The organism is Salinimicrobium maris (assembly GCF_049680855.1).
GTDB lineage: Bacteria > Bacteroidota > Bacteroidia > Flavobacteriales > Flavobacteriaceae > Salinimicrobium.
In genome coordinates this window covers 797,926-810,289 of sequence record NZ_JBMPGS010000002.1, presented here as the reverse complement: position 1 = coordinate 810,289, position 12,364 = coordinate 797,926, and the positions used below count along the sequence as shown (strand labels likewise).

Sequence of the window (12,364 nt, the reverse complement as noted above, 5' to 3'; positions counted from 1 at the left end):
TAGTAAAAAGCCTTACCTTTGTGCTTCATGAAAAAAGCTTTTCATAATATTACTTCCGTTGCTATGGCACTTTTAGTGTTGTTCTCTACCTCTTCTTTTACAGTGGACAAACATTTTTGTGGAAGTATGTTAGTGGATATGGCTATATTTTCTGAGGCCGAAAGTTGCGGAATGGAAATGCACGAGCATTCCGATACAACTGAGGATTCTGTAGAGCAGGAATTTTGCTGCGAAAATCAAAAAATAGCGATTGAAGGACAAGATGAATTAAAAGCTTCTCGTAATTCGCTTGATTTTGACCAACAGCTTTTTCTTGCCACTTTTACCTATTCTTATATTAATCTTTTTGAAGTCCTTCCCTTACAGGCAGTTCCTAATAAAGATTACACCCCACCCTTACTGGTCACCGATATACAGGTGTTGGACCAGGTTTTCCTTATTTGATTATTTAATGATTTTAGGATCATTAGGATTTTAACCTAATGATATTCTGTCTTTGATGTGATCCTTGCAGATCTATGTACATCAATTATTTATACAAAAATCATTAAATAACATTTGAGAATGTTCAATAAATTCATAAAATATTTTCTTTACAACCGGCTGGTTACTATCCTGCTGCTTATCTTCATGATAGGCTGGGGGCTTGTGACAGCTCCGTTTAATTGGGATCTGGGCTTTCTGCCTAATGATCCTGTTCCGGTAGATGCTATCCCCGATATTGGGGAAAATCAACAAATCGTGTTCACCGATTGGCCGGGTCGCTCTCCACAGGATATTGAGGATCAAATCACATATCCTATGACCTCTACTTTACTTGGAATTCCCGGGGTAAAATCCATCCGGAGTACTTCCATGTTCGGATTTTCCATTGTCTATATAATATTTGAAGAAGACGTAGAATTCTACTGGTCCCGCACACGGGTACTGGAAAAATTAAATTCCCTTCCTTCCGATCTGCTTCCGCAGGGAGTGCAACCTACCCTGGGGCCTGATGCCACAGGATTAGGACAGGTTTACTGGTATACACTTGAAGGTCGAGATCCTGAAGGCAATGTTACAGGTGGCTGGGACCTGAATGAACTTCGATCTATTCAGGATTATTATGTAAAACTGGGTTTAAGCGGAACTGCCGGTGTTTCGGAAGTAGCTTCAGTAGGTGGTTTTGTCCAGGAATACCAAATAGATGTTGATCCAGATGCTCTAAAAGCTTACAATATTGGGATAGACCAGGTGATGATGGCGGTGCAGAATTCCAACCGTGATATTGGTGCAAAAACCCTGGAAATTAACAAGGTGGAATACCTGGTCCGCGGTCTGGGTTATATTGAATCTATAGAAGACATAGAAAATTCTGTAGTAACAGCGGTTGACAATACACCAGTTCTAATAAAAGATCTTGGGGTGGTTACTCTGGGACCTGCCGAACGTCGTGGGATTCAGGATAAAGGCGGTGCCGAAGTTGTAGGTGGGGTTGTAGTAGCCCGATATGGCTCCAATCCTTTACAGGTAATAGAAAACACCAAGGAAAAAATAAGGGAGATCTCCCCCGGACTCCCACAAAAAACCCTGGCAGATGGAACTGTAAGTAAACTTACCATTGTACCATTTTACGACAGGACAGAGCTTATTAATGAGACATTGGGCACCCTTGAAAGTGCACTTTCCGACGAAATCCTGATTAGTATAATCGTAATTATAGTACTGGTTCTTAATTTACGGGCTTCTCTTATTATTTCGAGCTTGTTGCCCATAGGCGTATTGATCACCTTTATTGCCATGCGGTATTTTGGGGTAGATGCCAATGTGGTGGCGCTATCGGGAATCGCCATTGCAATTGGAGTAATGGTAGATGTAGGGATTGTATTTGTTGAAAATAATATCCGGCATCTGGAAATGAAAAAGAATGCCGGTATTAAAGACGAAAAATTACTCGCAACTATTTATAAAGCAACCGTTGAGGTTGCTCCTGCGGTAACTACTGCTTTGGCAACCACTGTTGTAAGTTTTCTTCCCGTTTTTTTCATGGAAAATGCTGAAGGGAAATTGTTCAGGCCGCTGGCTTTTACCAAAACATTTGCCCTTGCAGCAGCATTTCTTGTAGGGATAATGATCCTCCCGATGCTTTCATACTTTGCTTTTAATATACGATTGCAAAAGGCGCGAATGGTAAGAATTTGGAACATTATCCTGATAGTTGCAGGATTGTTTCTCGCATTTTACTTTAGTTTCTGGTTGCCCCTTGCATTGGTGGTTATCGGCCTTTTACGGCTTCTGGAAGATAAAAATCCACAATTTTTAGGAAAATATTCAACCCAGATAACTTTATTTATAATCCTGGCTGTTACTTTATTTTTCCTAACGGAAGAATGGGTTCCGCTGGGGCATCAAAATTCTTTGTTTTCTAACTATCTCTTCGTGATTATTTTACTGGCTTTTACCCTGCTGGTGCTTATGGGAATTGTCAAATTTTACCGGCCAATTTTAAGCTGGTGTTTGGGGAACAAAGGGGCTTTTCTTTTGGTTCCGGTAATTACCATTTTTATCGGGATTATGATATGGCTTGGATTTCCTAAAATCTTTAGTCCGGTAGCTAATGGGTTTGATAGAATAGGCTGGAATATTCGCACCACTTCAGGATGGAATGCAATGGCGCATACTTTTCCGGGGGTTGGAAAGGAGTTCATGCCTTCATTAAATGAAGGAAGTTTTTTACTGATGCCCACTTCCATGCCTCACGCAGGAGTAGAAGCCTCTAAGGAGACGTTGCAAAGACTGGACATTGCCATTACAGCCATTCCGGAGGTAGATGTTGCAGTAGGTAAACTCGGAAGAATAGAAAGTGCCTTGGACCCGGCCCCTATTTCTATGTATGAGAACATAATCAATTACAAACCGGAGTACCTGCTTTCAGAAGATGGAGATCTAATGGCTTTTAAAGTTGACGAAGATAATCGCTTTATCCTGAGATCAGGAGATACTTTGTCCAATGAAGATGCAATTAATAGAGGAGTTTTAAAAGAAGACCTTATTGCAGATGAGGATGGGGAATATTATCGTAACTGGCGGGAACATATCAAAAACCCTGATGACATCTGGAATGAGATCATAAGCAGGTCGGATCTTCCCGGGGTAACTTCAGCTCCTAAATTACAGCCCATTGAAACACGGCTGGTGATGCTTCAAACAGGGATGCGTGCTCCTATGGGCATAAAAGTTTATGGCCCTGACCTGCAAACAATTCAGGATTTTGGAATTGAACTGGAAGAGCTTTTAAAGCAGGTGCCATCGGTTAAATCTGAAGCTGTTTTTGCAGACAGGACAGTGGGAAAACCTTATTTAGAAATAGATATTGACCGTAATGCTATTGCCCGATATGGCCTTAGCATTGAAGATGTTCAGCAAACACTTGAAACGGCAATAGGCGGGATGGAAATTACCACTACTGTTGAAGGAAGGGAACGTTATCCTGTACGTGTGCGTTATCCAAGGGAACTTCGGGATGATCCTTCCAGTATTGAAAGGATCCTGGTGCCCACTCCGGCCGGAGCACAAATCCCACTGGGACAACTTGCCGAACTGAAATACACTCGCGGCCCCCAAATGATAAAAAGTGAAGAAACCTTTTTAGTAGGATACGTGCTGTTTGATAAACGTACCGATTTTGCCGAGGTAAACGTTGTAAACGATGCCCAGGCATTTATTCAGGATAAGATAGATTCAGGGGAATTGACAGTACCTGCAGGAGTGAGCTATAAATTTTCAGGGAATTATGAAAATCAGGTGCGGGCAGTGAAACGTTTGGCAATTGTAATTCCTATAAGTTTGATCATCATATTCCTGCTTTTGTACTTTCAGTTTAAAACCATTATTGCGTCAACCATTCATTTCTCCGGAGTTTTTGTGGCCTTTGCAGGTGGATTTATTATGATTTGGCTTTATGGGCAGCCGTGGTTTATGGATTTTGCTGTTTCCGGAGTGAATATGCGGGACCTGTTCCAAATGGGCACCATTAATTTAAGTGTTGCGGTATGGGTAGGTTTTATAGCTCTCTTCGGGATAGCGACAGATGACGGAGTGTTAATGGGGACCTATATTCACCAGGTATTTGAAAAACGAAATCCGCAAACAGTTCCTGCCGTGCGTAGTGCAGTGATGGAAGCCGGGTTAAAAAGGGTTCGACCGGCAATGATGACCACAGCGGTTACTATAATTGCGCTATTCCCGGTCCTTACATCTACAGGTAAAGGGGCCGATATAATGGTACCTATGGCAATTCCAATTGTAGGCGGAATGATCATTCAAATTATGACAATTTTCGTGGTACCTGTGCTACAGGCATATTGGAGGGAATCTGTGGTGAAGAATTATCCTGATTCCCGGGTGCCGGATGAAATTAACGAATATTAGAAATGGAAAAAATAAAAAAATATAAGATCGTCTTTTTACTGACGCTTTTCTGCGGAATTTACATCCCTCAGGTAAAGGCACAAACACTGGATGATTATTTACAAGTAGCTTTGGAAAACAATCCAAAGGTAAAGGCGGCTTATGCCGAATTTGAAGCTGCCATGCAAAGGGCGCCGCAGGTCTCGAGCTTGCCGGACCCCACTTTAACGGCGGGTGCCTTTGGGGGAATGGAAACACTTATGGGCACTGAAACAGCAAATTTACAGCTGATGCAAATGTTTCCCTGGGTCGGGACATTGAGCAAAAAGGAAGATGCCGCCAATTTAATGGCAGAGGCCAAATTTCAGCAGTATTTGGATGCCAGGAATGATGTGCTGTTCAGGGTGAAATCGATGTACGCTGAATTGTACGAAGTCGGTAAAACCATTGAACTTCAGGAAGAAAATCTGGAAATCCTTAATTCTTACCGGGAATTGACGCTTAGTGCTTTTCGAAGTGGAAATTCAGCAATGGTCAACGTGGTAAAGATTGATATTGAACGTGATGGGGCATCTACCGAAATTGAATTGCTCAAAGATCAATTAAGTCCTCTCAAAGCTGAGTTTAATGCGATGCTCAACCGGGAGCCTGAAGAAATTGTTGAAATTCAGGATACCTTGATTTTTGCTGAAAATGAAGCTTTGGTGGATGAGGAAATCTTTTTTGATGACCATCCCACTGTGCAGCAATTTGAAAAACAACAGGAGTCCTATGAAACCCAGGAAGAAGTGGCAAAAAAAGAAGGCTTGCCCATGCTGGGCGTGGGCCTGGATTATACCATCTTGTCAAAAAGCCCTATGGCAATGCCAGGCATGAACGGCCAGGATATGCTAATGCCCATGGTTTCAGTGAGCTTGCCCATTTTTAGAAAAAAATATAAAGCTATGGGAAAAGAAGCCGAATTTATGGCCACGGCGATGGAGCAGGAACAGCAAATGCAGAAAAACGAACTGAGGTCACAGTATGAGATGACCAAGTTTGAAATCAAGAGAAGTGGGATGTTAATTGACCTTTACAATAGACAAATTGAAAATTCTAAACAAGCAAGCAATCTTCTTATTTCCGCCTTCAGTACTGCTACCGGGAATTTTGATGAAGTCCTGAGAATGAATCAAGATATAATTATGCTCAAGACCCAGCGCCTCAAGGCAATAAGAAATGGAGTGACGGCACAAGCAAGAATGGAATATTTATCCTCTAAAACAGAATAAAATGAACTCAAAATATAAAAACATAATAAAAATTGGAGGAATTCTTATTCTCGGATTCCTTATAGGTTGGCTGGTTTTTGGTGGCGATAATGCAGCCCGATTAGTTGATGATGAGCACGCCCATTCCGAAGCTGGGGACAACCAGATATGGACTTGCTCCATGCACCCTCAAATTCGCCAAAATGAACCGGGGGATTGTCCTATTTGCGGTATGGATCTTATTCCGCTGGAAACAACCGGAGCAGGCGATGATTCGGGGAGCTACCAAATGAGCGAAAATGCCATGAAACTCGCCAATGTCCAGACGATGGTTGTAGGACAGGGAGATGCGTCCCGCGAAATAAGACTAAATGGAAAAGTACAGGTAGACGAAAGAAATTCTTATTCCCAATCTACCCATATTCCAGGCAGGATTGAGCAACTTTCCATCAACTTTACAGGAGAAAGTGTAAACCGGGGACAAACGCTGGCAACTGTTTATTCACCTGAACTTGTTACTGCGCAGGAAGAACTTTTGCAGGCAGCAAGCATAAGGGAGAGTCAGCCGGAATTATTTGAAGCCGCCAAACAAAAACTGAGAAACTGGAAAATAGGGGAAGCACAAATTGAGCAGATCCTGAGTGGTGGTAATGCACTGGACCGTTTCTCCATAAGAGCCGATGTAAATGGAATTGTGACTGAAAAAATGGTGGACCTGGGAGATTATGTAGAGCGGGGAATGCCAATTTACGAGATTTCAGATTTGTCTAAAGTGTGGGTGTTATTTGATCTTTATGAAGGACAGCTTGCGGGAGTAAAAGAAGGAGATGAGATAGAGTTTACCATCAATTCCTTTCCCGGGGAAACATTTGAAGGTACCATTAGTTTTGTAGATCCCCTGCTTAATTCCCAAACCCGCGTAGCTACTGCCCGTGTTGAAGTTAATAATGAAGAGGGCAGGCTTAAACCCGGAATGTTCGCATCGGGAATAGTAACAAACACTTCTTTTGGAAGACCAGATATCCAGGAACTGGTAATACCAAAATCGGCAGTGTTATGGACCGGGAAAAGATCTATTGTTTATGTAAAAGCAAAAGATGTAGAAAATGGAGGAGCAAACTTCCAACTTCGTGAAATCACTTTAGGCCCTTCCCTGGGAAATTCCTTTATAGTAGAAAAAGGGTTGGAGCCGGGAGAAGAAATTGTCTCCAATGGAGCCTTTACGGTTGATGCAGCAGTTCAATTGTCGGGCAGGCCAAGTATGATGAACCCTTCTTTGGAAGAAGAAAATAGTCCCAATACCCTTACGGTTACTATTCAGGAAGAGGCAGAGAAGGAGCTTACTAAGGTTACAAATGCGTATTTAAGTTTGAAAGAGGCTTTGGTAAAAGATGATTCCCAGTTGGCGAAAGTAAATGCCACTGCTTTGGAAGAAGTTATCAAAAATGTCCAAACCTCCACTTTAGACAAAGATGCTAAAACTGTGTGGGATAGTTACAGAAAAGAACTTGGTATAGCCGCAAGGAACATTTCTTCCGGGGAAGATATCTCTAAAATGCGTAACGCGTTTATCGATCTATCTGAAACCATTATAGGATTGGTCAAAACATTTCAGATTTCAAATGAAACGATGTATGTGTTGCATTGCCCAATGGCAAATAATGACAGGGGAGCCGATTGGCTGAGCCAATCTTCTGAAGTTGAAAACCCGTATTACGGTGCCTCAATGCTGCGATGTGGAGAAGTTAGTAAAACAATAAATTAATAGTAAACATTTTAAATGAAAGTAATACCAGATAGCTATTGTTTAAAAATCTAAAAGAATACTCCTTTACTACCTGGGTAATGAAAGATTATGATGTGGTAATTTGATAAAAAATAGTTAACTAAAGTCCTGCAGGAATGGGTTGGAGCTCCCTACAAATTCTCCAACCCGTTGGCAGGCACAAAACAACAATAGATTAGCTCAAAAATTGAAAAATTTATGAAAGGGGATAGGAAGTTCAGGAGGGAACAAAAGAAAAAAAGAAAATCTGAAGGTTCCAAAGTAACTAAAAAAGATAAGTTATATGCTTTTCTCATTATTTCAGGTCTTTTTCTGGCAGCAGTATTTATCTCTTTATGGCTTGCACTAGCATAGTGGTCAACTAGCTTAAAAAAATTTGTAAACAGGTGGAAAGGGTTAATGACAAAGATTAAAAGTAGTATTTTAGAAAAAACGAAAGCTATGAAGAATTTTTATGTTTTAATTGGATTTATAGGAATTACATGGGGAATGTATCCCCAGCAGCAACAACAACAATCTGTTGAAGGAAATGTTAATAATCTACCGGTAAGGGAATACAACATTACCATAGATCAGGAGGAAGTGAAAATAGGGGGAAAGGAGAAAATGGGGATGACCATTAACGGCAGTATTCCCGGCCCTACCTTAAGGTTTACACAAGGGGAGTATGCTGTAATTCACGTTAAAAATGAAATGGATGTAGAAACCTCAGTGCATTGGCACGGCCTGTTACTTCCCAATTTTTTTGACGGTGTTCCCTATCTCACAACTCCTCCTATAGAACCGGGAGAAACTTTTACGTATGAATTTTCTTTAAAGCAAGCAGGAACTTACTGGTACCATTCCCACACCGCACTACAGGAACAAAATGGAGTATATGGTTCAATTGTAATTGAAGACCCTGAGGAGGATCTTGATTACGACTCAGACCTGGTCCTGGTCCTGGCAGACTGGACTTTCGAAAAACCAAAAAATGTTTTAAAAACTCTAAAACGAGGCAATGAGTGGTATGGGATAAAGAAAAATACTGTTACTCCTCTTAACAGGGTGATCGCACGGGGAGCTTTGGGGGCTCAGCTGAATTTTTGGAAACAGCGAATGGAAGGAATGGATGTTTCAGATGTGTATTATCCTGCTTTCATTACTAACGGAGCCGAGAGCCGGGAATATCCTGAATTTAAACCGGGGGAAAGAGTAAGATTAAGATTCATTAATGCAGCTGCCTCCACTCAGTTTTGGCTGACTTTTGGTGGAGAAGACGATCCTATACTTGTTGCTGCAGACGGGCTTGATGTGGTGCCAGTACAAAAAAACAACACGTTTATTGCCGTAGCTGAAACCTATGACTTTATTGTTACCATTCCCGAGAGCGGAAAACTGGAAGTTATGGCTAGTGCACAGGACGGTACCGGCCAAACCTCGGCATTTCTTGGTCAGGGGCAAGTTTTAACTGCACCCAGTGTGCCCAAACCAAATCTAATTGAGATGATGAAACAAATGGCAGCCATGGATATGAGAATGGGAGCGCCTGCAATGAAATTCAATCCGGATAAAGAAACACCGTACGAAACGGCAGAAAAATACGGTATGCAGATGAACGGAATGGAAGGTATGGAACACGGTAAAATGGAGATGGATGAAATGAAAAAATCCAACGACACAATGATGATGGACCATGGAAAAATGGTTAAGGAGGAGATGGAAAACATGAAGATGGATAAGGATGCTGAAAAAGAAATGGATCATGATATGGGCGATGATGGGAAAATGGATATGGATCAGGAAATGAACATGCAAGGCGGCATGTTTTCAGAATATAACTATGATTACCTAAAAGCTCCTGAAGAAACAGATTTTCTAGAAGATAAACCCGTTAAGGAGATCCTCCTGAATTTAACAGGTAATATGCAGCGTTATATATGGAGTTTAAACGGTGTCCCTTTATCTGAAGGTGATAAAATAAAAATAAAGCAGGGGGAGGTAACCCGTATAACCCTGAACAACCTAACAATGATGCACCATCCCATGCATTTACATGGGCATTTTTTCAGGGTCATAAATGAACACGGGGAATATTCCCCGTTAAAACATACGGTGAATGTGGCACCTATGCAAAAAGTAGTGATTGAATTTGATGCCAATGAATATGGAGACTGGTTCTTTCATTGTCATATTCTGTACCATTTGGATTCTGGTATGGCACGTATTTTTAGTTACCATACCCCCAGGGATGAACGCCTGGAGGATCATCCCCTCAAGATCCTCACCAATACGAGCAATCACTTTTTTACCTGGGGATTGGTGGATGTCGCTTCCCATATGACGGAATTGAACATCGTTTCCACCAACATCAGGAACCAGTTCACCCTAACCGGGGAATATGGCTGGAATCAAAATTTGGAGGCAGAATTTACTTATGAGCGCTATTTAAACGACTGGTTTAGGGTTTTTGGTGGGGTAAATGTGGAAAATGAAGGTGCCAATAGCCTGGATCAAATTGCTACTACCGCTATAGCAGGAATTAGGTATTTCACACCTTATATGTTCAATTTGGATGTGCGCCTGGACAATAAGCTGCGCCCACAAATAAGCCTGAGCAGGGAAATTCTGCTTTTCCGAAGGATTGCAGTCTTTGGAGAATATGAATTCCAGGCAGATTTTGGCTGGGTAAATGAACTTTCCGAAGGGGAAAACTTTGAAAAAGAAGAAGTCTTCACCGTGGGAGCCGAATATTTCCTGGCAAAAAACTTTTCAATCATGGGAAGCTATGACAACCGGTTTGGTGCCGGGGGTGGACTTAGCATAAGATTTTAATAAATAATCAATAGTAATTCAAAAACAATTAAAAACAATTAAAAATGAAGAATCTAAAAGTAAACTTAGGAATCGCAATGTTAGTATTTGCAAGTTTTACAGCAGTATCCTGTAAAAATCAGAATGAAGAAGATAATGTAGATCATTCAGAAATGAACCATGATATTATGAACGGGAGTTCAGATATGATGGAAGAAAGATCACAAACTTCAGAAGATATGTCTGGCAGTGAAAATCAAGATGCACAAGCCGGAATCATTGTTAATGATTATATGGAATTAAAAGATGCCCTGGTAGACGATAATTCGGAAGGGGCTGCGCAAGCTGGTAAAAACCTTGTAGCATCTTTTGAAAACTTTGATATGAGCAGTTATGAAGCCGAAGAGCAGCAGGAACTGACCGAAATTATTGAAGATGCCAAAGAACATGCCGAACATATTACAATGAGCGATATGGCTCATCAAAGGGAGCATTTTGACATTTTGAGCGTAGACCTGGTAGATTTATTAGAAATAACAGGTTCTTCCGGGACACTTTACCAACAGTTTTGTCCCATGTATAATGACAACAAAGGGGCAATCTGGTTGAGTACCAGTGAAGAAATAAGAAACCCTTATTTTGGGCAAAGTATGCTTACCTGTGGAAAGGTCCAGAAAGAAATTTAATTAAATGAAATTTCTGAAGATCATCGGCCTGGCTTTATTGGTTGCGTTTGTGGGAATACAGTTTATTCCCACTAAACTCAATCAGGATGATTATATACCTAAATCAGATTTTACGGTAATTTACGAGGTGCCGGAAAACATCAATACCATCCTGCAAACCTCTTGTTATGACTGCCATAGCAATAATACCAATTATCCGTGGTATAATAAGATCCAGCCGTTTACCTGGTATCTGAACGATCATATAGAGGAAGGTAAGGCAGAATTGAATTTTAGTGAATTCGGGGAGTATTCTTCCCGGCGGCAAAGCAGCAAATTACGTTCTATAAGCAGCCAGGTGGAAGATGGAGAAATGCCACTTTCTTCCTATACCCTGGTCCATTGGGATGCGAAACTTTCGGATAAGGAGAAGAAAAAATTCATAGCCTGGATGGATTCTTTGGCCAAGGAAGTAAGGTGAAAGAAAATTACCCCTCAGCCCTGTGCCTGGAAAATTGTTTGTTTAATTGGTTAGTTGATATTTCAGGTGCAGGGTTTTTATAAAGAGTTTTCAGCAACAAATAAAAATTATAATTATTGCTCAAAAAAAACAGCGCTAAAATTAAGAAAAGCCCATCGTTATCTAGTGATATTTATTAGGATCCAACTTAAATACTTTAAAATGGGAGAAATTAAAATGAAGACCTTGTGTCACAAAAATAAAGTCATAACTGCAATACTGGTTTCAGTACTATCGCTCTCTTGTGGCACTTCCGAAGAGAAATCAGAAGGCGAGAAAGTTATAGAGAAAAGTATAGAGGCCTCGGGAGGCAGGAACTATGAAAGTGCTGAAATCGATTTCACTTTTAGGAACAGGAGATATAAGAGCAAACGCAATGGGGACATCTTCCGGTTAGAGCGTATTGTAAAGGATTCCACCGGTAATACCACACATGATGTTCTGGATAATGAGGGTCTGAAACGTTTTGTAAACAGTAAAGCTGTCACTGTTCCAGATTCCATGGTTACCCGGATAAGTGATGGGGTAAACTCGGTCCACTATTTTGTCCAGGTGCCTTTTGTGCTTAATTCTCCTGCGGCCAACAAAGAACTGTTGGGGGAAGATGAGGTGGAAGGGGATACCTATTACGAAGTTAAAGTCACCTTTCGAAAGGAAGGTGGAGGGACAGATTTTGAGGATGAATTCTTATACTGGATCCACAAGGAAAATTTCACGGTAGATTATTTAGCCTACAGGTTTTTCACCAATGACGGGGGGATAAGGTTCAGGAAAGCTGTAAATCCAAGATTAGTAGAAGGAATAAGGTTTCTAGATTACCAAAACTACAAAACCGACGACCTTTCCACACCGTTACGTGATTTGGACTCCCTATATGAAGCAGGAAAGCTAGAATTTTTCTCTGATATCCAAACTGAAAATGTTAGCGTAAGCATTAATAAAAACAATTAATTAAACACAC

Annotated in this window: 8 protein-coding genes; all 8 read left to right on the top strand. The window is 41.0% G+C overall.

What is annotated here, in order from left to right; all coding sequences use genetic code 11:
• The first annotated feature begins 27 nt into the window (after nt 1-27).
• Complete coding sequence (locus ACOV1Q_RS09205; protein WP_424494098.1) at nt 28-444, top strand: HYC_CC_PP family protein; 417 nt, start codon at nt 28-30, stop codon at nt 442-444.
• A gap of 120 nt (nt 445-564) precedes the next feature.
• Nucleotides 565-4,410 (top strand): efflux RND transporter permease subunit, encoded by a 3,846-nt coding sequence (locus ACOV1Q_RS09200; protein ID WP_424494097.1) that lies wholly within the window; start codon nt 565-567, stop codon nt 4,408-4,410.
• Nucleotides 4,411-4,412: 2 nt separating this feature from the next.
• Nucleotides 4,413-5,660, top strand: a complete 1,248-nt coding sequence (locus ACOV1Q_RS09195) for a TolC family protein (RefSeq protein WP_424494096.1) — start codon at nt 4,413-4,415, stop codon at nt 5,658-5,660.
• A gap of 1 nt (nt 5,661) precedes the next feature.
• Entirely contained in the window at nt 5,662-7,404 is a 1,743-nt protein-coding gene (locus tag ACOV1Q_RS09190) for an efflux RND transporter periplasmic adaptor subunit (RefSeq protein ID WP_424494095.1), read from the top strand.
• A gap of 462 nt (nt 7,405-7,866) precedes the next feature.
• Nucleotides 7,867-10,239, top strand: a complete 2,373-nt coding sequence (locus ACOV1Q_RS09185) for a multicopper oxidase domain-containing protein (protein WP_424494094.1) — start codon at nt 7,867-7,869, stop codon at nt 10,237-10,239.
• 44 nt (nt 10,240-10,283) lie between these two features.
• Nucleotides 10,284-10,904 carry a DUF3347 domain-containing protein gene (locus tag ACOV1Q_RS09180; RefSeq protein WP_424494093.1) on the top strand — a complete coding sequence of 207 codons (621 nt, stop codon included), beginning with the start codon at nt 10,284-10,286 and terminating at the stop codon, nt 10,902-10,904.
• Nucleotides 10,905-10,908: 4 nt separating this feature from the next.
• Complete coding sequence (locus ACOV1Q_RS09175) at nt 10,909-11,364, top strand: heme-binding domain-containing protein (RefSeq protein ID WP_424494092.1); 456 nt, start codon at nt 10,909-10,911, stop codon at nt 11,362-11,364.
• 201 nt (nt 11,365-11,565) lie between these two features.
• Nucleotides 11,566-12,354, top strand: coding sequence for a DUF6503 family protein (locus ACOV1Q_RS09170; RefSeq protein ID WP_424494091.1), 789 nt, complete (start codon nt 11,566-11,568; stop codon nt 12,352-12,354).
• Nucleotides 12,355-12,364 lie beyond the last annotated feature (10 nt).

Excerpts from the sequence above, each read along its gene's own strand:
- ACOV1Q_RS09175 (WP_424494092.1), top strand. The coding sequence starts at position 10,909 with ATGAAATTTCTGAAGATCATCGGCCTGGCTTTATTGGTTGCGTTTGTG.
- ACOV1Q_RS09195 (WP_424494096.1), top strand. The coding sequence starts at position 4,413 with ATGGAAAAAATAAAAAAATATAAGATCGTCTTTTTACTGACGCTTTTC.
- ACOV1Q_RS09185 (WP_424494094.1), top strand. The coding sequence starts at position 7,867 with ATGAAGAATTTTTATGTTTTAATTGGATTTATAGGAATTACATGGGGA.
- ACOV1Q_RS09205 (WP_424494098.1), top strand. The coding sequence starts at position 28 with ATGAAAAAAGCTTTTCATAATATTACTTCCGTTGCTATGGCACTTTTA.
- ACOV1Q_RS09180 (WP_424494093.1), top strand. The coding sequence starts at position 10,284 with ATGAAGAATCTAAAAGTAAACTTAGGAATCGCAATGTTAGTATTTGCA.
- ACOV1Q_RS09190 (WP_424494095.1), top strand. The coding sequence starts at position 5,662 with ATGAACTCAAAATATAAAAACATAATAAAAATTGGAGGAATTCTTATT.
- ACOV1Q_RS09170 (WP_424494091.1), top strand. The coding sequence starts at position 11,566 with ATGGGAGAAATTAAAATGAAGACCTTGTGTCACAAAAATAAAGTCATA.
- ACOV1Q_RS09200 (WP_424494097.1), top strand. The coding sequence starts at position 565 with ATGTTCAATAAATTCATAAAATATTTTCTTTACAACCGGCTGGTTACT.